At 51.5% G+C, this 22,256-nt stretch carries 16 protein-coding genes; all 16 read left to right on the plus strand.

What is annotated here, in order from left to right; translation table 11 throughout:
* The first annotated feature begins 59 nt into the window (after positions 1-59).
* The 16 genes from secD (at position 60) to M6D81_RS20685 (ending at position 22,240) form a co-directional block, all read left to right on the plus strand.
* Positions 60-1,295, plus strand: a complete 1,236-nt coding sequence (gene secD, locus M6D81_RS20610) for a protein translocase subunit SecD (RefSeq protein WP_262678903.1) — start codon at positions 60-62, stop codon at positions 1,293-1,295.
* A complete protein-coding gene (secF, locus tag M6D81_RS20615; protein ID WP_262678904.1) occupies positions 1,285-2,208 on the plus strand; it encodes a protein translocase subunit SecF in 924 nt (307 codons plus the stop codon). Before secD ends, secF begins: the two co-directional genes overlap by 11 nt.
* Positions 2,209-2,347: 139 nt before the next feature.
* A complete protein-coding gene (locus M6D81_RS20620; RefSeq protein ID WP_262678905.1) occupies positions 2,348-2,656 on the plus strand; it encodes a cation transporter dimerization domain-containing protein in 309 nt (102 codons plus the stop codon).
* 31 nt (positions 2,657-2,687) lie between these two features.
* Positions 2,688-4,706 carry a single-stranded-DNA-specific exonuclease RecJ gene (gene recJ / locus M6D81_RS20625; protein ID WP_262678907.1) on the plus strand — a complete coding sequence of 673 codons (2,019 nt, stop codon included), beginning with the start codon at positions 2,688-2,690 and terminating at the stop codon, positions 4,704-4,706.
* 63 nt (positions 4,707-4,769) lie between these two features.
* Complete coding sequence (locus M6D81_RS20630; protein WP_262678908.1) at positions 4,770-5,300, plus strand: adenine phosphoribosyltransferase; 531 nt, start codon at positions 4,770-4,772, stop codon at positions 5,298-5,300.
* 245 nt (positions 5,301-5,545) lie between these two features.
* On the plus strand, positions 5,546-7,729 hold the full coding sequence (locus M6D81_RS20635) for a RelA/SpoT family protein (protein WP_262678909.1): 2,184 nt from the start codon (positions 5,546-5,548) through the stop codon (positions 7,727-7,729).
* Positions 7,730-7,750: 21 nt separating this feature from the next.
* The gene (dtd, locus tag M6D81_RS20640) at positions 7,751-8,194 is read left to right on the plus strand and encodes a D-aminoacyl-tRNA deacylase (RefSeq protein ID WP_262678910.1); all 444 of its coding nucleotides are present in this window, start codon (positions 7,751-7,753) and stop codon (positions 8,192-8,194) included.
* A gap of 1,515 nt (positions 8,195-9,709) precedes the next feature.
* Positions 9,710-10,813 (plus strand): transposase, encoded by a 1,104-nt coding sequence (locus tag M6D81_RS20645; protein WP_262678911.1) that lies wholly within the window; start codon positions 9,710-9,712, stop codon positions 10,811-10,813.
* Between the two features lie 104 nt (positions 10,814-10,917).
* Positions 10,918-11,118, plus strand: a complete 201-nt coding sequence (locus tag M6D81_RS20650; protein ID WP_262678930.1) for a hypothetical protein — start codon at positions 10,918-10,920, stop codon at positions 11,116-11,118.
* Between the two features lie 685 nt (positions 11,119-11,803).
* Positions 11,804-13,072: a histidine--tRNA ligase gene (hisS, locus tag M6D81_RS20655; RefSeq protein WP_262678912.1), complete on the plus strand. Its 1,269-nt coding sequence runs from the start codon at positions 11,804-11,806 to the stop codon at positions 13,070-13,072.
* 148 nt (positions 13,073-13,220) lie between these two features.
* The gene (aspS, locus tag M6D81_RS20660) at positions 13,221-15,023 is read left to right on the plus strand and encodes an aspartate--tRNA ligase (RefSeq protein ID WP_262678932.1); all 1,803 of its coding nucleotides are present in this window, start codon (positions 13,221-13,223) and stop codon (positions 15,021-15,023) included.
* Between the two features lie 34 nt (positions 15,024-15,057).
* Positions 15,058-15,801, plus strand: coding sequence for a tRNA threonylcarbamoyladenosine dehydratase (locus M6D81_RS20665; protein ID WP_262678914.1), 744 nt, complete (start codon positions 15,058-15,060; stop codon positions 15,799-15,801).
* Positions 15,802-16,107: 306 nt separating this feature from the next.
* The gene (locus M6D81_RS20670; RefSeq protein WP_262678933.1) at positions 16,108-17,490 is read left to right on the plus strand and encodes an ABC transporter substrate-binding protein; all 1,383 of its coding nucleotides are present in this window, start codon (positions 16,108-16,110) and stop codon (positions 17,488-17,490) included.
* A 31-nt stretch (positions 17,491-17,521) separates the two neighbouring features.
* Positions 17,522-20,380, plus strand: a complete 2,859-nt coding sequence (locus M6D81_RS20675) for an extracellular solute-binding protein (RefSeq protein WP_262678916.1) — start codon at positions 17,522-17,524, stop codon at positions 20,378-20,380.
* A 13-nt stretch (positions 20,381-20,393) separates the two neighbouring features.
* Positions 20,394-21,359, plus strand: coding sequence for a carbohydrate ABC transporter permease (locus tag M6D81_RS20680; protein WP_410795768.1), 966 nt, complete (start codon positions 20,394-20,396; stop codon positions 21,357-21,359).
* Positions 21,356-22,240: a carbohydrate ABC transporter permease gene (locus M6D81_RS20685; protein WP_262678917.1), complete on the plus strand. Its 885-nt coding sequence runs from the start codon at positions 21,356-21,358 to the stop codon at positions 22,238-22,240. Before M6D81_RS20680 ends, M6D81_RS20685 begins: the two co-directional genes overlap by 4 nt.
* Positions 22,241-22,256: the final 16 nt, after the last annotated feature.

The raw sequence follows: 22,256 nt of genomic DNA on the forward strand, positions 1-22,256 counted from the left end.
TCGTTTTTCACCCATCGTTATAATAGGACTATTGAGATCATAAGGGGGAAGTCAGACGTATGTTCGGGAAGAGAATATTAGCCTTCCTTGGCGTAGTTGTGATTACGTTCGGCGTTATTGCCTGGACAAGTCCTACGCTGGTCAAGGATGTGAAGCTGGGCCTGGATCTGGCGGGCGGCTTTGAAGTGTTGTACGAAGCGGAGCCGTATGAAGGCGGTACGGCGGTCACGCCGGAATCCCTGAAGCAGACGGCCAAGAGCTTGGAGCGCCGGATTGACAGTGCCGGACTGGTGGAACCGGAAATTACGACGGAGGGATCGAACCGAATCCGCGTCCGTTTGCCGGGAGTGGAGAATGACGCGGAAGTGCGGGAACTGCTCGCCAAGCCGATTAATCTGACCTTCCGCGCGCCGGATGGTACAATTAAGTTGACTGGCACGGACTTCAAGGAGAACAGTGCCGGTATTGCGTTCAACGATTTGAATCAGCCGATCGTCACGATCGAGCTGAAGGATGCGAAGAAGTTCGAAGATGTAACGAGGTCATTGATCGGTCAATACTTGGCCATTTATTTGGACACCGAGGAGATTTCCAGTCCGGGTGTGAATGAAGCTATCCCTGGCGGATCGGCCGTCATTACGCTTGGCAATTCGTCGGTAGAGGAAGCGAAAGAGCTGCGCGATCTCATTAATATGGGTTCACTGCCGCTCAAGCTGACCGAGAAGTATACGATGAGCGTCGGTGCTAAGCTGGGTATGGATTCCTTGAAGGATACCGTAACCGCCGGCATAATCGGCTCGCTTATCGTCTTGGCGTTCATGATTGTGATCTTCCGTGTGCCGGGATTCGTCGCTTCCATTACGATCATTACGTATGCTTGGCTTCTGCTCCTTGTGCAGAATTTAATGAACGCTACCCTCACACTGCCGGGCATCGCGGCTTTCGTGCTGGGTGTCGGGATGGCCGTTGACGCCAACATTATTACGGCGGAAAGAATCAAGGAAGAAATTCGCAGCGGCAAGAGCATGCTGTCCTCGCTGAAGGCCGGCTCCAAAAACTCGTTCCGCACGATTATGGATGCCAACGTTACGAGTATCATTGCCAGCGTCGTCCTGTATTATATCGGAGACGGGGCGATTAAAGGCTTTGCGCTGACGATGATTTTCAGCATTCTGGTTAGTGTTGTCACCAATATTTTCTTCGCGCGCTTCTTGCTGACGCTGCTGGTGCGCAGCAACAAGTTTATGAAACCGGGCTATTACGGCGTGAAGGAGGCAGAAATCCGTGAACTATAATACGAAGATCCGTTATGATTTTGTCAAAAATCGAAACAAGTTTTTCACATTCTCCATTGCGCTGACGGTTGCAGGGATTTTGTCGTTGATTCTTTTCTCACTGAACTTCGGCGTTGACTTTAAAGCCGGTACAAGCATGGACATCTCAACGGGCAAGACGGTCACACAGCAGCAAGCGAAAGAAGTGCTTGCCGGACTTGGCTATGAGGACATTACGCCTACTGTAGGCGGCAACGGCAATGAACGCATATCCGTACGCTTCGACGAGGTGCTCGATGCGCAGCAATCGACGGCAGTGATGAATGCGATGAAAGAGAACTTCGGCGAGGATACCTCCGCAGAGGTCAACGTTGTCTCCCCTGAGCTTGCGCAGGAGATGGGCATTAAGACGATTTGGGCCATTTTGATTGCCAGCTTGGGCATCATGATCTATGTGATGATTCGATTCGAGTGGCGGTTTGCCCTTGCAGCCAATATATCTATATTGTATGACAGCTTTGTTGTCGTAGCGGTATTCTCAATATTCAGGCTGCAGGTGGATTTGCCGTTCATCGCGGCCGTGCTGACGACACTTGGCTACTCGATCAACGATAAGATCGTTATATTTGACCGTATTCGGGAGAATCTGCGTTTTGCTAAAATTAAAAATGAAGAACAGCTGTCCGAGCTTGTCAATGCGAGCATCTGGCAAACGATGGCACGTAACTTGTACACCGTGTTGACGGTTGTCATCGTAGCGGGGTGCATACTGCTGCTCGGCAGTGAATCGATTCGGTTGTTCTCGCTTGCCCTTATTGTAGGTCTTGTCAGCGGCGCGTATTCGACCGTCTGTATCGCAAGCCCACTGTGGTTGATACTGAAGCGATTCGGCAAGGAGAAGCCGAAGGCAGTGGAAGCCAAGCCTGCGCCATAAGAATCAAAGGAGATGAAGAACGGTACCTATGGTAACGCGACATCGACAAAGCAACAAGCAAGCCGTAAGAAAGTCATGGCGGTTCTGGGAAATTGTGCTCTCCCCTTTCAAGGGGAAGCGGCACAGGGGTCGGAAGAACGTGGAACAGGAAGAGTCGGCCGATGAGATTATGGCTGTTGTACAGCGAGTAGAGGGTGTCGTAACGGTGCAATCGCTTCGTGCCAGAGAACATGGGCATTACGTCGTTGCGGAGATCATCATAAGCGTTAATCCCAGAATTACCGTACAAGAGGGACAGGATATTGCGAAGCGTGTAAAGCTTCTGCTCATGCATCGATTTCTGCATTTATCCGAAGTGGTTATCTATGTCGAGCCATACGATCCCGGATATCCTTACAAGTCCAATCACGATCCCAATCAGGAGCAGATGCCGACACTGCTGCAATAGCCAAGCGTCAGCAGGAAGGGGATGAGACCTGATGATTCAACGAAAGACCCGCTGGGAGCTTGCTGCCTGGGATTCTACATCCTCCGAGCAAGCCCGGCGGCTAAGCCAGGCGCTTCAAGTATCGCCGCTGGTCGCCAGACTGCTTGTGCAGAGAGGCTGCGGCGAAGTTGAGAGTGCCAGCATTTTTTTAAATGGCGATGCGAAGCACTTCCATGATCCTTACTTGATGAAGGATATGGAAGCTGCTGTCGCGCGTATTAAGGAAGCGGCTGAGAAGTGCGAGAGGGTGCGCATTTATGGCGATTACGACGCAGACGGCGTATCCTCGACCTCGCTTCTGGTCCTCGTATTCCGTGAGTTGGGCTTGTCATTCGATTACTACATTCCGCATCGTGCGAAGGAAGGCTACGGACTGAATCGTCGGGCGCTGGAGCTTGCTCGGGAGGAAGGCATATCGCTTATTGTTACGGTTGATACGGGAATAAGCGCTTATGACGAAGTGGAGTATGCGAAGGAATTGGGAATTGATATGGTCGTCACCGACCATCACGAGCCTCCGGATCGAATCCCTGATGCGTGCGCTGTAGTAAATCCCAAGCGAGCGGACTGCGGATATCCGTTCAAAGGGCTGGCCGGCGTTGGAGTGGCCTTCAAGCTGGCGACAGCCTTGCTGCATCGCCCTCCGTTGGAATGGGCGGATGTGGCCAGTCTGGGCACGATCGCCGATCTGATGCCGCTGGAGGACGAGAACAGAATTATTGTGCGCTACGGGCTGAAGAGAATGAGCGAAGGGAAGCGCACAGGCTTCAAGGCGCTTGCCGAAGCGGCAGGCATCGAACTGGAGCAGATCACTTCCACGAACGTTGCCTTCAGCATGGCTCCGCGCATTAACGCTGCGGGCCGTCTGGACCATGCGAAGCGGGCGGTTGAGCTTCTGACGACAGAGAGCTATGACGAGGCGATTCTTGCTGCTGTCGGACTGGACAGTCTGAACAAGGAGCGCCAACGGATCGTCGACGATATGGTGAAGGAAGCGGAGAAGCTCTGGGACGCAAGGCTGCACGCAGCTGAATCGGAAGGCAAGGATGCACCGGCAGTCATTCTTCTCGGAGCGGAGGGATGGAATGTCGGGGTTATCGGTATCGTCGCTTCCAAGCTGCTGGATCGTTACTACAAGCCTGTTATCATCTTCGGCATAGACGAGGCGACGGGTATGTGCAAGGGTTCGGCCCGGTCCATTGACGGATTCGATCTGCATGCTGCGCTTACGGTATGCGAGGAACTGCTCGATCATTATGGCGGTCATCAAGCTGCTGCGGGGATGAGCTTGCACCGTGACCGCTTGTCGGCGCTTGAGCAACGGTTATCGGAGCTGGCATCCGAGTGGCTTTCCGAAGAGGATTGGATTCCCAGGACGAAGATTGACTTGGCTTGTACATTGGAGGAAGCGACGTTGGAGACGATAGCAGAGCTGTCGCTGATGGAGCCATTCGGCATGGGGAATCCGTCACCTCGCGTGATGATCGAAGGTGTTCCGGTTGCAGACATGAGAGCGATCGGAAAGGAAGGGAAGCACTTGAAGCTAACACTGGGCAAGTCTCGCGGCGGCTTGGACGCGATCGGCTTCAGCATGGGCGAACTGGCGAGCCGTCTACGTGCAGCATCAGCTATCGATGTAATAGGCGAGCTATCCGTTAATGTATGGAATGGGCACCGCAAGCCGCAGCTGCAGCTTCATGATCTGCACGCCGAGCCAACTGTTCTCTCTTACTTTCCGACGCGTGAGCAATTCGGTGAAGTGTACCAGCTACTAAGAAGGGCAGGAACAGTTCGGTGGAGCGGACTATGCGAGAAGCTCGGCGCCAGATGCGGCATGGAACGGGATGTCATCGCCTTTATTCTGGAGGTATTCCAAGAGCTGCAGTTCATTGAAGTGAGCGCAGGCATGGTTCAGGTTGCGGCTGCGCCAGGAAAGCGAGATCTTGCGACCTCCAGCCGTTATTGTTCGGCCCAGCAGCGATATATGAACAAGCAAGCATCTCCCGTATAACATAAAGCCATCATTATATTCACCATACGTATATACCTCTATTTGAGAAAGGATTGACCTTGTGTGTCAAAAGAAACCTATTCGTTCAAAGACTACATTCGAGTAATTCCCGACTTCCCACAGCCGGGGATTCGCTTCAAGGACATTACGACTTTGCTGAAAAACGGTCAAGCGTACCATGCTGCGATCGAAGAGATGAAAGCAGCAATCCAACATTTGAATGTTGACGTTGTGGCGGGGCCGGAAGCGCGCGGCTTCGTTGTGGGCGCTCCTCTCGCTCTTGCGCTCGGTGTAGGCTTTACTCCTATCCGTAAGAGCGGCAAATTGCCCGGCGAAATTGTTACAGCAGGATACGAGCTGGAATATGGCAAAGATCAATTGGCGATGCATAAAGATGCCATCGAGCCGGGCCAGCGTGTACTGATCGCTGACGATCTTCTGGCAACTGGCGGCACGATCGAGACGTCAATCAATTTGGTCAAGCAGCTTGGCGGCGAGGTTGTTGGCGCAGCATTTCTGATTGAGCTTGCTTATTTGAACGGGCGTGACAAGCTGGGAGAGATTCCGCTGTTTTCGCTCATGACTTACGAATAATGTTTCTTTGAAGGTAATGATTTACGATCACCGTTTATCAGTCTGAGGAATGTCAGGCATGATAAGCGGTTTTTTGCTTGCGAAGCAAGTTTTCTTTACAATTATTCTGGACACTCATCTTTTAGTGCTTCCATAGAGGATTTCTCATGTCGGAAGTTGACGGAGTGATGCACTTAAAGGCATAATATTATAAAACTGTGTTCAATAGAGTGAAATCTGGCGATACGCTTGGAAAGGGACGTTTCATGAGCATTGAGCAATTACTGGAGAAAGCATCTGTCTATATGAAGGAGCAGGATCTCGCACGCATCAGGGAAGCTTACGACTTTGCCGAGAGAGCCCATCATGGACAAGTGCGGAAATCGGGGGAGCCTTACATTCTGCATCCTGTGACGGTTGCGGAAATATTGGTGGATATGGGCATGGACGTCGTAACGATCATTGCGGCGCTTCTTCATGATGTCGTTGAAGATACTACAGTCAACCTGGAGACCGTGAAGGAGAAATTCGGGGAAACCTGCGCGATGCTTGTCGATGGCGTTACGAAGCTGGAGAAAATTCGCTTCCAATCCAAAGAAGAGCAGCAAAATGAAAATTACCGGAAAATGTTCGTGGCTATGGCACAGGATATTCGTGTTATTCTAATCAAGCTTGCCGACAGGCTTCATAATATGCGTACGTTGAAGTATCAGTCAGAGGAGTCGCAGCGTCGCATCGCCTACGAGACACTTGAAATTTTCTGTCCGATTGCTCATCGGCTCGGTATTTCCGCGATTAAATGGGAAATGGAGGATATTGCGCTCCGGTATTTGAATCCGCAGCAATATTATCGCATTGCCAATCTGATGAAGAAGAAGCGGGCGGAGCGGGAGCAATTCATTGACAATGTCATATCGCAGATAACCGAGAAGCTGGAGGATATGGGAATACAGGGCGACATATCCGGCAGGCCGAAGCACTTGTACAGCATTTATAAGAAGATGACGACACGCAACAAGCAGTTTAATGAAATCTATGACCTGCTTGCCATTCGCATCATTGTGGATAACATTAAAGATTGCTATGCCACTTTGGGCATCATCCATACGTTATGGAAGCCGATGCCGGGCAGGTTCAAAGACTATATCGCTATGCCGAAGGCCAATATGTATCAATCGCTGCACACGACGGTTATCGGTCCGAAAGGCGAGCCTACAGAAGTGCAAATTCGAACCTGGGATATGCACCGTACTTCGGAATACGGTATCGCAGCCCATTGGGCCTACAAAGAAGGCACAATTGTGCCAAGCGGCAGCTTTGAAGATAAAATGACCTGGTTCCGTGAAATATTGGAGCTGCAAAATGAAACACGTGATGCGGCGGAGTTTATGGAATCGCTCAAGATGGATTTCTTCTCCGATCTGGTCTTCGTGTTTACACCGAGCGGAGAAGTCATCGAGCTGCCTGCCGGCTCGGTTCCGCTTGATTTTGCTTATCGTATTCATACAGAGGTGGGCAACCGAACGATAGGCGCGAAGGTGAACGGACGCATCGTTCCATTGGATCACAAGCTGAAGACGGGAGATATTGTCGAAATATTAACCTCCAAGCATTCTTACGGACCGAGCCAGGACTGGGTGAAAATCGCGCAATCCTCTCATGCCCGTAGTAAAATACGGCAATGGTTCAAAAAGGAGAAGCGAGAGGAGAACGTTGCGAAAGGCCGCGATCTTCTGGAGCGCGAGCTGCGGCGGCTTGGGCTGGAACCGCCGCAATGGATGACGGACGATAAGCTGATGGAAGCTGCGGCAAAATTCACGTTCCATGATATTGAGGATATGATGTCGGCGATCGGATTCGGCGGTATTACGGCTGCCCAGATTTGCACCAAGCTGACAGAGAAAATGCGCAAGGAAGCCGAAGAAGCCAATCAGATCGAGCTTACAGGCGAAGTGAAGGAAATTAAAGCCGGAACGACCAATCGGAAAAACCGGCCCAATCATGGTGTGACCGTTAAAGGCGTGGATAATTTGTTAGTGCGGTTTGCCCGGTGCTGCAATCCAGTGCCAGGGGATGCTATCGTAGGTTATATTACACGTGGACGCGGTGTATCCGTACACCGCATGGACTGCTTGAACATTCCATTCGGCGGTGAAGGGGAAGAAGCTGAACGCGTTATTGAAGTGGAATGGGAAGAGTCCAATGAGGCGAATTACAGCGTTGATATAGAAATTACTGGTCATGACCGGAGAGGCCTGCTCAACGAAGTGCTTCAAGCGGTATCGGAGAGCAAGACCAACATCTCGGCCGTAACGGGACGTTCTGTAAAAAACAAAATGGCGCTTATCCATATGACGGTATTGATCCGCAATATTGATCACTTGTCCGCCGTCGTGGAGAAGATCAAGCGGGTACAGGATATTTATTCCGTCCAGCGCATCATGCAATAGCGGATAGAGGAGATTGTCATCATGAAAGTAGTTGTACAAAGAAGCAAGCAAGCGCAAGTAACTGTAGATGGAGAAACAACAGGTAAAATAGAGCATGGAATGGTTTTGCTTGTCGGAGTGACGCATGAGGATACGGAGTCTGATGCGAAGTGGATGGCGGACAAGCTGGCAGGGCTTCGCATTTTCGAAGATGAATCCGGCAAGATGAATCTTTCTGTACAGGATGTAGGCGGATCGGTCCTGTCCATTTCTCAATTCACATTGTATGGGGAATGTCGGAAGGGCAGGCGTCCCAACTTTATGGCGGCCGCCCGACCGGAGCATGCTGAATCCGTGTATGAGATGCTTAACGTCTACTTGCGGGAAGCCGGTCTTACTGTCGAGACTGGAAAGTTCGGCGCTGACATGGATGTAGAGCTTGTCAATGACGGTCCGGTCACATTAATCGTTGAGAGCGGTGCTTAATATTTCAGCATCTGGCAACACTATTTATATCCGCTTGCAGCAAACATGCCAAGACAAGTGTCGACATTATTGGAGATGGTGATACTTGGACGTACTTGGGGATTCGTGATCACAAACTACGAATCACGAATCACGAATGCAGCCTGCGGCATATTAAATGGCTGGGAGCTGTTGCATGATGCACCAATCGAGGAAAGAGCAAGGTATGGTAAGTGTTTCGCGCAGAATGTTGTCTGCGGATCATCGGGAAGCGCAGACTATGTCAATGCAGGACAGCGATACGGAATTTGCCGAAGAATGGGGAAACAAGTCTCGACATGTCAGAACCCCTCGAAAATGAAACGCTTACTATTTTGTAATCATACTGTAACCTTACGATAATGTCACCTTAACAACGGGGGCATATAATAACTATCGACCCCCTTTTTTATAATATAAACTTTACTTTGGACCTGCATATGTTGCAGGTTTTTTTCTGTCCAAATAGTGGACTAGATAGTCGCATAGCGGCCTCGTTGTTTCCTGTCTGCTTTCCTCATTGGTTTCACTCTCCCATCAGCTCAAAAACGAACGCCCAATAAGCGTCGTTCTGCGGTCACATCATCAGTCACACATGCCCAGCAGGCCTCACTCTCCCATCAGCTCAGAAACGAACGCCCATAAGCGTCGTTCTGCGGTCACATCATCAGTCACACATGCCCAGCAGGCCTCACTCTCCCATCAGCTCAGAAACGAACGCCCAATAAGCGTCGTTCTGCGGTCACATCATCAGTCACATGCCCAGCAGGCCTCACTCTCCCATCAGCTCAGAAACGAACGCCCAATAAGCGTCGTTCTGCGGTCACATCATCAGTCACACATGCCCAGCAGGCCTCACTCTCCCATCAGCTCAGTAACGAATGCCCAATAATCATCGTTCTGCGGTCACATCATCAGTCACATGCCCAGCAGGCCTCACTCTCCCATCAGCTCAGAAACGAACGCCCAATAATCATCGTTCTGCGGTCACATCATCAGTCACACATGCCCAGCAGGCCTCACTCTCCCCTTAACTCAGGTGTTTGTATTCAAGTATCTTTCAGATCGATGTTATCTTTAATCGATTTGTCTATATGTCTCAAGAAATATGAACTATATTTGAAATACCAACCACCACACTAAATGAAATCTCCATAGAATCTGTTCATCGCTCATCTGTTTCAACTCTGTTCGATATACATGCCAAAATAGTCGATATCATTCTAGTTTTGGCCAGTCGTGTATTGATTAAACTCAATAATCAATTTTCACTTCCTGAAGCAATGGGAGAGTGAACAGGTTAGAAAAACACATGATACAGCGAAGAATATGATCAGCCATATAGATAACCCGCGGAAGAGAGTTAATGCAACTCAGTGCACTCAAAATGATAGAGGATCTCTTAATAAAAAACAAGAACATTTGTTTGCTATTTTGAAGGGGTTGTGTTATAGTTTGAATAAGAACAAATGATCGTTTTTTTGTAGGGGGACAAAAATGCTGAAGGATGCCGTTAAGCAATTCCAGTCTCAATTCAAGACGGAAGCGGAATGTATCGCTTTTATGGAAGAAGCAAGATGGCCGAACGGATTTCGGTGTCCTTCTTGCGATTGCTCCGATGCATACAGTATATCAACACGAACATTGCCATTATATGAATGTAAGGGGTGCAATGGGCAAACATCTCTAACTTCCAATACAATGATGCACAAAAGCCGTACGCCGATCTACAAATGGCTGTTGACGATATTTCTTGTCTCTTCTTGTGAAGGCAGTGTCAATGCCGTTCAATTGTCCAAGCTGCTGCAAGTCACTTATAAGACAGCGTGGAGTATGCTTCACAAGATTCGCCAGGTGATATCCGATTGGGATACAGATCAGTTGTTATCCGGCGATGTAGAAGCTAAGCATGACATCTACATGAAGCAGATAATCATCACGGATGAGCGTATGAAACGGGAAAGGTCAATCGTTGTAGCTAGAGGGAATAATGAGACAGAACAACAATTGAAAAGCACTGATCAAGTCGCTTCAGGCATTACAAATGCTCCTTATTACAAGATTAAGCTGATTGAACGCGAGGGAGAAGTAAGGAGAGCTTTATCTGATGCGGAGCAGCGACTGTTTATAAGGAACTGTTGTCATCCAGAAGTGAAATCGTTGCAGTTTCATGTCAAGCATACCCGGAATCGTAAATTTCCGTATGGAGATATTAAGGATTACTGGGTGGATGGTTATGAATCAGGAGACACAAGCGAGAAATTTCGTGCATACGGGTGGAATGCAGCAGCGGTCAACACAAAAATTAAACAATGTCCATTTCTGTTTCCATTAGCTATCATTGCTACCGAGGCATTTCGCTGGGTTGCTGAGACATTCCACGGTATAGGCATGAAGTATGCCCAAAACTACTTGGATGAGTACTGCTTCCGAATGAACTATAGTTGGAGACAATCGATGTCGCCTATGTCCCCTTTAGTATGCTTGCTTCAACTTGTGCTTAAGGGAACAAGCAACCTCAATCCTACAAGTACTCAGAGTTTGAAGCGTAGGCAAAACTTAGTTGGTTCCGATAATTCGCAATCAATAACAGCCGCTTGACGCACATTAAAAACGGGCAGGTTAGGTTAAGCTCCTCCTTGAGACGATCCACATACAATGGATACGGGAGGTGTTGATCATTGCCATGGTATCAGAAGGCGATTATGTTGATCGGGCAACCTGTAGGGGTCTCCTTGAAGAACGGTCAGGGAGTATCGGGCGTGTTGTGCAGCTTGAACAACAATACGGTTGTATTGCAAGAATATTTGTATCAGAACCAATATGCAGTAAAGCAGTATCCATTCCATATGATTCAAGATATAAATGGTTTTCCCGGTTGCCATACATCTGGCCCGCTATTTTAAACATCTGAGAGATATCTGTGTAAATATCAGTTATATCAGTCACGTTTTGTTCTCCATGTGAAGTTGGCGTATATGATGAGGTAACTGTTGCGATGATGCAGCCAGTGGATAAAGCTCGTTGATGCCGGCATGATGCAGTCGGCATGATGTAATCGGCACGATGCAGTCAGTCGACACGGTCGGCAGTTGACTTTCTGGAGGAAGCGGAGTAAAATTGTTAATCAGTTATATCTATTGTCAGAAAGAAATGGACGAAGACTCAAAAGATATCAGCAATCAGTCGATCAATCAATCGATATCTTGAAACCAAATGATGATTCGATGACGGGACAAAGTAATTCATCATGGTATATACAGAGATGGGTGTCAATAGGCTGCAAGCACCCTTATATCGGATGAATGAAAGAACCTCCCCGAGAACAAATGGCGAACAGCGTGTAAAAACCGGTTATAGTCGGTTCTAGGACCGAGCGAAGCGGTACAATTAGTGAGCTTACTAGCCATTTGCGGTTGACGGACGTTACCCGTCGTGAAGCGAGCGCTCGTATAACGAGCAGACTCGGAATTTGGGTGGTACCACGAGAGAACTCTCTCGTCCCTTTCGGCTATGCCGTTAGGGACGAGAGTTTTTTTGTTACAGCCCGAGATCAACAATACTTAGAATATGAGTGAGGAGGGGTTGCAGTTGGCATTTCAAAAATCGCCTGGAACGCAGGATATTTTGCCTGGAACAGTAGAAAGATGGCAGTTTGTTGAGAATAAAGCAAGAGAGGTGTGCAGGCGCTATAATTTTCGGGAAATCCGTACTCCGATCTTCGAAGCGACGGAGCTGTTTCAACGGGGCGTCGGCGAAACGACCGACATTGTTGAGAAGGAAATGTACACATTCCAAGATCGCGGCGACCGCAGCTTGACGCTTCGTCCGGAAGGCACTGCGGGAGTGGTTCGATCGTATGTCGAAAATAAGCTGTATGGCGAGCCTGATCCGTCCAAGCTATACTACATTGGACCTATGTTCCGTTATGAGCGGCCGCAAGCGGGCCGTTATCGCCAGCTTCACCAGTTCGGAGTTGAAGCGATCGGTTCTGTCGACCCCGCACTGGACGCGGAAGTCATTGCGCTTGGGTACACCTTCTATACCGAGGTGGGATTGAAGGATGTACAGGTCGAAATTAACTCTGTCGGAACGCCGGCCGTACGGGCTGCATTCAGGGAAAAGTTGCTCCAGTATTTAGAGCCGAAGCGCGAGCTGCTATGTAAAGATTGTCAGTCCAGAATGGATCGCAATCCGCTGAGGGTACTGGATTGCAAGACAGACGCGAAATACTTCGATGATGCGCCTTCTATACTGGATAGTCTGGATGAAGAATGCCGCGATCACTTCGAGAAGGTGAAGCAGTATTTGACGGATATGGACATTCCGTATGCTATCAATCATCGTCTTGTAAGAGGTCTTGATTACTATACGCATACCGCATTCGAGTATAAAGCGGAAGGAATTGGCGCTATCGATACGATCGGCGGGGGCGGACGCTATAACGGTCTCGTCGCTGATATTGGCGGTCCGGACCAGCCTGGCGTAGGTGTCGGATTGGGGCTGGAGCGGACGATTCTGCTGCTGGAGCATCAACAGACAGAGCTCCCTAATATGCACGAGCTTGACGTGTATCTGGTTGCACTTGGCGAAGCTGCGGAACGTGAAGTAACCCGCATGCTCTATCAGCTGAGAAGCCAGGGACTGTCGGCTGAGAAGGACTATGGCGGCCGCAAGATGAAAGCCCAGTTGAAGTCGGCCGATCGGATGGGCGCCGTTTTCACCGCGATCCTCGGTGAAGACGAGCTGAATCGCGGCGAGATCGCGCTGAAAGAGATGACGAGCGGGGAGCAGGCGATGGTTCCACTTCATGAGCTTGGCGCTGTAATCAAAGCTAAGCGATCAGCATCGCTCACTTAAAGCAGATTCACTCGATTTATAGTCAGAATGAATGAGTTTCCGAAATAATTGAAACTGAACCTTCCATTTGGCAGGTTGCTCGTCCCCGAAAAGCCTCGAGAGAGGTTGTCTCATCAAACACATAAGAAAAGAGGAAATTACGATGACAATGCTTAAATCGCATCATTGCGGTATGTTAACGAAAGCTGACGTAGGAACGACTGTATCGCTTAATGGGTGGGTGCAGCGCCGCCGCGATTTGGGTGGTGTGCTATTCATAGATTTGCGTGACCGTTCCGGGATTGTTCAGATTGTATTCAACCCCGACTTTTCCGGCGACGCGTTGGCGATTGCCGATCGTGCGCGCAGCGAATATGTACTTGCTGTAAAGGGAACGGTTGTCGAGAGGGATCAGGAGACATTCAACCCTAACCTGGCAACCGGCGAAATCGAAGTGCGCGTGACGGATATTGAAGTGATGAATAGCGCCAAAACGCCTCCGTTCCAGATCGAAGACGGTGTAGAAGTCGATGAAGCGATTCGCCTGAAGTACCGATATCTCGATCTTCGTCGTCCGGAAATGCAGAAGACACTGCTGCTTCGTTCCAAGGCTGCGAAGGTGTTCCGCGACTTCCTGGACGGACAAGGGTTCCTGGAGGTGGAAACGCCTATCTTGACGAAGAGCACGCCTGAAGGGGCGCGCGATTACCTGGTGCCGAGCCGGGTGCATGAAGGCGAATTTTTCGCTCTGCCGCAGTCGCCGCAAATTTTCAAGCAATTGCTAATGGTTGGCGGACTTGAGCGCTATTACCAAATCGCCCGCTGCTTCCGCGATGAGGACCTCCGTGCGGATCGCCAGCCCGAGTTCACGCAAGTCGACATTGAGACTTCCTTCCTGTCTCAGGACGACTTGCTGGGCATGATGGAGCAGCTGATGGCCGAATTGCTGCAGAAGACAGTAGGCGTTGAACTGGAGCTGCCATTCCAACGCATTACCTATAAGGATGCCATGAACAAATACGGTTCCGACAAGCCGGATCTGCGCTTCGGACTGGAAATCGAAGATATTACAGACATTGTGTCCGGCAGCGATGTGAAGGTGTTCGCCAGCGTAGCGGCAGGCGGCGGAGTCGTGAAGGCACTGAACGCAAAAGGCTGCGCAAGCTGGAGCCGCAAGGAACTGGATGATCTTCAACCATTCGCGGCACGCTACGGCGGCAAAGGGCTGGCATGGATTACAGTCAAGGACGGGGAATGGCGCGGACCGATCGTGAAATTCCTTAAGCCTGAAGAAATCGAGGCACTGACTGAGCGCCTTCAAGTAGAGGAGGGCGACCTGCTTACATTCTCCGCGGACAAGCCGAAGGTCGTTGCCGACGTGCTTGGCAACCTTCGCCTGAAGTTAGGACGCGACCTGGGTCTTATCGACGAGTCCAAGTTCAAGTTCGCTTGGGTAGTAGACTTCCCTCTGTTGGGATGGGACGAGGATGCGAAGCGTTATGTGGCGGAGCATCATCCGTTCACGCGTCCGAACGAGGAAGATCTATCCTACTTCGAAAGCGATCCGGGCCAAATCCGCGCGCAAGCGTACGATCTTGTGCTGAACGGATATGAAGTAGGCGGCGGTTCCATGCGGATATACAAGCGCGATGTACAGGAGCAAATGTTCAAGGCGCTCGGCTTCTCCATGGAAGAAGCGCAAGAGAAATTCGGCTTCCTGCTGGACGCATTCGAATACGGAACGCCTCCACACGGTGGCATCGCCTTCGGCTTCGACCGTCTTGTTATGCTGCTGGCGGGCCGTACGAACCTGAGAGAAACAATCGCCTTCCCGAAAACGGCAAGCGCGACCGATCTGCTCTGCGATGCGCCATCCGAGGTGGAAGCGTCCCAGCTTGAACAGCTTCATATTCGCACGGTTGTAAAGCCGAAACAGCAGACGGCGGCAGCGGCGGCTACTGAGAAGGCATAGTAAAGCGAAGATATACGAAAGGAGGCGGCTGCAAGTGCTCCATCAATTCTCACGAACGGAGCTGGCAATCGGACCCGAGGGTCTGCAGCGAATGAAGGACAGCACGGTTGCCGTGCTCGGTATCGGCGGAGTCGGTTCTATCGCTGCCGAAGCGCTAGCCCGAACAGGAGTAGGCCGAATCATCCTGATCGATAAGGATGTTGTAGATATTACCAATATCAATCGGCAAATTCATGCGTTGACAACGACTGTAGGAGAGCCGAAAGCGGATCTGATGCGAGATCGAATCAAGCTGATTAATCCGGAATGCGACGTCATCTCTCTGCGCATGTTCTATACGGAAGAAACGTACGAGCAGTTGTTCAGCTATCCGCTGGATTATGTGCTGGATGCGTCCGATACGATTGTATACAAGATCCACCTGATCAAGCAATGTCTGGAGCGGGGCATTCCGGTCATCTCCAGCATGGGGGCCGCCAACAAAATGGACCCGTCACGATTCCAGGTGGCGGATATATCGAAGACGCACACCGATCCCATTGCTCGGGTCGTTCGCACGAAGCTTCGCAAGGACGGCATTAAGAAGGGCGTGAAGGTTGTCTTCTCCGATGAAGAGCCAATTAAGCCAAGGGAAGATGTGACGCAGCGAATAGTGCCGGACAACGCTCCGGAAATTCGCAAGGCGCAGCAGCCGCCATCCAGTAACGCATTTGTCCCTCCTGTGGCAGGATTGATTATGGTCAGTGTAGCAGTGAAGGATTTGCTGGAAAAGTCATAAGGTTAACGAGAACATCGCCAACTACTCATTATATGAGGTTGGCGATGTTTTTGTTTATCCCGGGAAGAGGATTTGCACCTGGAGGACATCTGCACCATCTCTCCGGTTTATTATCGTAAGCATGCGTTGGAAGAGACGTGAGGAAGCGCGGACGATAATCCAACAATTGCATACGAAAATGAAATGAATCTTCTCATGATGATGATAATATGTGTTTAATCGCTTACGAAAAATGACTTCATTCAAGCTTCATTTTTTTGGAGAAAAAATTCATTGTGACGGGGAGGTCTGTGAAAATTGAACAAGATGTTAAAGAAGTATGCCAGTCTATGCTTTGTGCTCCTGATAGTTGCTGCACTGACCGCCTGCTCGGGCAATAACAACGGAACAGGTTCCGGCGAAGGGGAAAATAAAGGATCTGAAACGTCGGATCGGAAGGAAACGGCAACAACGGAGCCCGAACCGAATCCAGTAGAAGATGAGCCGGAAGTTATCGATATGAGCGGCAAGCCAATTCGGGTCGTCTCCTGGGGTTATGCGGGCGGCGAGGAAGGTACGGATCAAGGCGAGAAGAAGATCGCGATGGAAAAAGAAATGGCGGAGAAGCACAACACTAAATTTCAATTCGATATTATCCCATGGGATGGCATTCAGGATAAAGTAACGGCCTCCATCATTGCGGGCGAGCCGATTGCGGATGTGTTCATGCTGGATCGTTATCGCGCATTCCCGGCGATGGTGGAGAACGACATGCTTATGCCGCTGTCCGACATTGTCGATTTAACCGACCCAAAGTGGCATGGCAGGCTGAAGGAAATAGGGGGCTACAACGATACGGTGTATGGCTTCGCGACCGACTTCGGCGGAGGCGGAGGCATCTACTACAACCGTGCGATACTGGCGAAGGAAGGATTGACCGATCCACAGGAGCTGCATGAGCAAGGCATGTGGAATTGGGACGCGTTCCTTGATATTGCCAAGAAGACGACTAAGGATACGAACGGTGACGGACAGCTAGACCAATACGGTGTGTCAATCAATTCGGTCAACTTCGTAAGAGCGTTCATCTCCTCGAACGATACGGATTTGACCAAGATGGACAACGGCAAGATGGTATACGACGGCGATAATCCAAATGCGATGGAAGCGCTGCATTTCTTCAACGACCTCTATCATGTGCATAAAGTCGTCAAGCCGAATCAATCCGGCAGCTGGGACGATTATATTACTTCCTTCAACGAGGGCAATATTGCTATGCGGTACGGTGAAGGCTGGGAAGGCGGAGGTATTCAGGAAGCGCTTGGCAAGGACTATGGATTCGTCTATATACCGAAAGGGCCGAAAGCGAATGAATACTCCAACAGCTTGACGAACGTGTCGTTATGGTTCGTACCGAAAGGGGCAAATCCGGATGCGGTCCGATTGTACATTGATTACATGTTCGCGAACAAGGCGCCGGAAGGGGAAATCGACGCATGGACAGAGTCGTTGTTCGCGGATCAGAAGAGTCTCGATATATACCTAGAGATGGGACAGTATATGACCTCGCCAGACTGGGCCGGCATTCCCGACTTCGAGGCGAAGATGCGCGAGGTATGGGATAACATTGCCGCCGGCAAGGAGACGCCGGAGACCGGCATGGCGAAGGTGCGTCCAGTTATGGAAGGCTTGATGAACGCGTCGGAATAATGCGGGTACAACGCTTCAAGGAGGGAAGAACATGGGAGCCGGTGTCTGGGGAGGCCGTGTCATAGTCATAGCGCTGGCGCTCCTGATCTTGATCATTCCAACGCTGGGCGGGTCGTCCGGCGCAAGGGCGAAGAGCGCGGAAGCTTCTCCCGCCCCTGCCGGGGCGTCACTGAAGGCTAAGGAAGGGACATATACGCGGTATGCGGAGAAGAACCGGGAACGGACGCGTCCAGAGGCCAGTATTCGCTTGGAGGGGGAACAATACACCCTGGCGAATGGGATGGAAGCGGTTGTCGTCAGCGAGGAAGGCACGATCTCCGTCCGAACAGAGGAGCAGGGAGAGCTGAGTTGGGAAGTAGATATTGCAGAAGAGGGGCTCTACCATATTGCGCTTCGCTACTATCCTGTGAGCGGCAGGAACGAATCGATAGAGCGTCGATTGCTGCTTAATGGCCAGTCCCCATTCGCGGAAGCAGAGCGCTTGCTCTTCCCGCGCATATGGGGCAGCGAGGCGGATGAATTCGAACGGGACAAGGCTGGGAACGATCTACGGCCATCTCAGGTTGAGAAGCCGGAATGGCGAGAGATGCTGCTTCAGGATGCGGAAGGCTATGTGGAGGAGCCGTTCGCCGTCTACTTTCCGAGGGGCAAGCAGGTGATCACTCTGGAATCCGTGCGGGAGTCAATGCTGATCGATTACCTGGAGCTGCGTCATGCAAAGCCCGTACCGACCTATGCGGAGTGGGAGGCGGAGTTCGAAGAGAAGGGCTACCGGAAGCAGGAGGGCGTGACGATCAAGGTGCAAGGAGAGCAGACGCTCTATACGTCCAGCCCTATGCTCTATCCGCAGTCAGATCGCTCAAGCCCCGCGACGGAGCCGCAGAAGCTCGGAAGCATTCGATTGAACACGATAGGCGGCAACAACTGGCGTATCCCCGGCCAATCCATCACATGGGCTATTGATGTGCCGCAGGATGGCTTGTACAGAATTGCGTTCAAATATAGGCAAAACCTCGTTCAACATCAACAGGTCCCGCGTAAGCTTACGATTGACGGCAGGCTGCCGTTCCAGGAAGCGGGACGGATCATGTTCAAGCCGGACAATGGATGGAAGATGATGGAGGCCGGCGACGGAGAGGAGCCGTATTGGTTCTACTTGACGAAAGGGGAGCACCGGCTCTCCCTGGAAGTAACGCTTGGCGACATGAAGCCGATTATGAGCGAAGTGGAATCGACGATATTGGAATTGAATGCGCTTTATCGCAAAGTGCTGATGATTACCGGCGCATCACCCGATCAGTATCGCGATTATGAGCTGACCAAAAAAATACCTGAGCTGAAAGGGACTTACCAGGACAATAGCGACAAGCTATGGGCGGCCGTGAAGCTGATGGAGCAACGGTATGGCGGGCGCGGCGAGCGGACGTCGGTACTTCAGACAGTAGCCTTTCAGCTGGACGATCTGGCAGCCGATCCGGAATCGATCATCAAGCGGCTGACGGCGTTCAAAAACAATATCGTTGCGCTGGGCACCTGGCTGCTGACCGCTACAGAGCTCCCTCTGGAAATCGATTATATTGTTATCGCGTCGGAGGACAGCAAGCTGCCCCGAGGGGATGTGTCCTGGTGGGCTAAGTTATGGTATGAGATGTTGTCCTTCTTCACGTCCTTCTTCACCGACTACGAGAGTGTGGGCGCTTCTGCCATTGAAGGGGAAGCTGTAGATGTGTGGATTACGGGCGGCCGGGATCAGGCCGGGATCATCAAGCGAATGATTGATGCCGAATTCACGCCGCAGACCGGCATATCGGTCAATCTGCAACTGGTCGATCCAGCCGTCGTGCTGCCTGCCACGCTGGCGGGTTCCGGCCCTGATGTTGCCCTGCAGACGGCGGAGGTCGTCAATTACGCGATGCGGAGTGCGCTGCAAGACCTGTCGCAATTCGCCTCGTTCCAGGAGGTAAGCGGACGATTCGCGGACAGCGCATTCGTGCCGTTCCGCTATGAAGGCGGTGTCTATGCGGTACCGGAACAGCAGACGTTCCCGATGCTGTTCTACCGCAAGGATATTCTGGAGGAGCTGGGACTGGACGTTCCGCAGACATGGGAGGACATCTACCGCATCATCCCCGTGCTGAACAAGCATCAGATGAATATCGGACTTACGCCGAAGGATACGATGGACATTCTGCTGTATCAGGAAGGCGGTTCGTATTATCTGAACGGCGGCATATCGTCCGGACTGGGCACAGAAGAGGCGCAGAAGGCGTTCAAGGAGTGGACGAATCTCTATACCAACTACAAGACGCCGGAAGTGTTCGACTTCCCGAACCGCTTCCGGGTAGGCGAGATGCCGATCGGCATCGCGGATTACTCCACCTACAATACGTTGGTCGTATTCGCGCCGGAAATTCGCGGCTTGTGGGGCTTCGCGCCCGTACCGGGCATGCAGGGCGACGACGGCGTCATCCGCCGCGAAGCGGCATCGAAATCGACGGGAGCAGTCATGTTCCGGTCCGCCGATCATAAGGAGAACGCTTGGGCGTTCATCGACTGGTGGACCACGAAGCAGTCGCAGCTGACGTACGGACGGGAGCTGGAAGCGATTATGGGCGCTTCCGCGCGTTACCCGACAGCCAATCTGGAAGCGCTGGCGGAGCTGCCTTGGCCGCCACAGGATATCCAGTCGCTGCAGCAGCAGTTGGAATGGGTGCGCGGCATCCCGGATGTGCCGGGCGGTTACTTCACCGAGCGACACTTGAACAATGCGTTCTTCCGGGTCATCAATACGAACGACAATCCGAGGGAGACGTTGAAGGAATATGTGCGGACGATTAATCAGGAGATTACGGTGAAGCGGCGGGAATTCGACCTGCCGACAGCCGAATGAAGGGGGAGAAGAGATGAGCGCTGTAACGACCGAAACGACTAGATCAAAGTCAAAGCAGCCATTGCAGCAGCGACTAGGGATACATCAGCGCACAATGCTGCGGACGCTGAAAGCCAACCGGCCATCCTATGTGATGCTGGCGCCGTTCTTTGTCGTCTTCTTCACCTTCACCGTATTCCCGGTTATAGTGTCGATGCTGCTCAGCTTGACGGATTTCAATATGCTGGAATTTCCGGATTGGGTAGGTCTGCAAAACTACGCCAGGCTGTTCGTGACGGATGAGGTGTTCCTGATTGCGGTGAAAAATACGCTGCTGTTGGCAACGATTACGGGGCCGATCAGCTACGTTGCTTGCTTCGTGCTGGCCTGGCTCATCAATGAGCTATCGCCGAAGCTGAGAGCATTCGTGACGCTCGTGTTCTATGCGCCGGCGCTGTCCGGCAATGCGTTCATCGTATGGAAGCTGCTGTTCGCGAACGATTCCTACGGCTATGTGAATGCGTTTCTCATGAAGAACCATCTCATATTGGAGCCTGTTTTATGGCTGACCAGTCCGAAATACATTTTGCTTATCCTCATCATCGTACAGTTGTGGCTTAGTCTCGGCACCAGCTTCCTCGCCTTCATCGCAGGATTGCAGGGGCTGGACAAGACGCTCTACGAAGCGGGGGCGGTGGACGGCATCCGCAACAGGTGGCAGGAGCTGTGGTACATTACGCTGCCCTCCATGCGCCCGCAGCTAATGTTCGGCGCGGTCATCCAGATTACGGCTTCATTCGCCATCGCGGAAGTCTCGACGGAGATCGCGGGCTTTCCGAGCATACAATACGCGGGCCATACGATCGTGACGCATCTGAACGACTTCGGCGGAATCCGTTATGAGATGGGCTACGCTTCGGCGATCGCCACTGTCTTGTTCGTCATTATGCTGGGCTCCAACTTGCTCGTACAAAAAATGCTGCGGAGGGTCGGGGAATGAGAATAGCTTCCTTACGATTGCGGCTGCGCGCAAGACGGCTGAACCGTTCCTGGACCGTCGACATTTTGCTCTTTCTCCTGCTCGCAGGAGTTGGCGCTTTCATGGCGATGCCGCTCGTTTTTGTCATCAACAACGCTTTTAAGCCGCTGGATGAGATCTTCCTGTTCCCGCCGAAGTTTTTTGTCCGCTATCCGACGCTGGTCAACTTTGTCGATCTGTATCATTTGCTGGCGGCGTTCTGGGTGCCTTATACGAGATATATTTTCAATACGGTATTCATCGCCGTCATTGGTACGGCGGGTCATGTCATCTTCGCATCTCTGGCGGCATATCCGCTAGCCAAGAAGCAGTTCCCGGGGCGCAACGCGCTGTTCGCGATCGTCGTCCTGTCGCTCATGTTCTCGCCGCACGTGACCGCGATTCCCAACTATATGACGATGTCGTGGATCGGCTTCCTGGACAGCTATTGGGCGGTCATCATCCCGGCGTTCGGCTCCTCGCTCGGCTTATTCCTGATGAAGCAGTTCATGGAGCAGATGGTGCCGGATGCGATACTGGAGGCGGCCAGAATCGACGGCTGCAGCGAATACCGGATATTCTGGCGCGTCGTCATGCCGATCGTCAGGCCCGCATGGCTTACGCTTATTATTTTCTCCTTCCAGGGCCTCTGGGGCAGCGGCGGTTCGGGCAAGGTGTACATTTACAGCGAGCAGCTGAAGACGATCGATTACGCGTTGGGACAGATATTGGCGGGCGGCATCGTCCGCACGGGACCTTCCATGGCTGCTACGCTGCTTATGATTTCCGTTCCGATACTGATATTCGTCATAACGCAGAGCAATGTCATACAGACGATGTCGACTTCCGGCATGAAGGATTAACGAGAAAGGGGAGATT

It is taken from the genome of Paenibacillus sp. J5C2022 (assembly GCF_025567625.1).
Taxonomy (GTDB): domain Bacteria; phylum Bacillota; class Bacilli; order Paenibacillales; family Paenibacillaceae; genus Pristimantibacillus.

Excerpts from the sequence above, each read along its gene's own strand:
- secD (WP_262678903.1), top strand. The coding sequence starts at position 60 with ATGTTCGGGAAGAGAATATTAGCCTTCCTTGGCGTAGTTGTGATTACG.
- recJ (WP_262678907.1), top strand. The coding sequence starts at position 2,688 with ATGATTCAACGAAAGACCCGCTGGGAGCTTGCTGCCTGGGATTCTACA.
- M6D81_RS20635 (WP_262678909.1), top strand. The coding sequence starts at position 5,546 with ATGAGCATTGAGCAATTACTGGAGAAAGCATCTGTCTATATGAAGGAG.
- dtd (WP_262678910.1), top strand. The coding sequence starts at position 7,751 with ATGAAAGTAGTTGTACAAAGAAGCAAGCAAGCGCAAGTAACTGTAGAT.
- M6D81_RS20645 (WP_262678911.1), top strand. The coding sequence starts at position 9,710 with ATGCTGAAGGATGCCGTTAAGCAATTCCAGTCTCAATTCAAGACGGAA.
- M6D81_RS20650 (WP_262678930.1), top strand. The coding sequence starts at position 10,918 with ATGTTGATCGGGCAACCTGTAGGGGTCTCCTTGAAGAACGGTCAGGGA.
- aspS (WP_262678932.1), top strand. The coding sequence starts at position 13,221 with ATGCTTAAATCGCATCATTGCGGTATGTTAACGAAAGCTGACGTAGGA.
- M6D81_RS20670 (WP_262678933.1), top strand. The coding sequence starts at position 16,108 with ATGTTAAAGAAGTATGCCAGTCTATGCTTTGTGCTCCTGATAGTTGCT.
- M6D81_RS20675 (WP_262678916.1), top strand. The coding sequence starts at position 17,522 with ATGGGAGCCGGTGTCTGGGGAGGCCGTGTCATAGTCATAGCGCTGGCG.
- M6D81_RS20680 (WP_410795768.1), top strand. The coding sequence starts at position 20,394 with ATGAGCGCTGTAACGACCGAAACGACTAGATCAAAGTCAAAGCAGCCA.
- M6D81_RS20685 (WP_262678917.1), top strand. The coding sequence starts at position 21,356 with ATGAGAATAGCTTCCTTACGATTGCGGCTGCGCGCAAGACGGCTGAAC.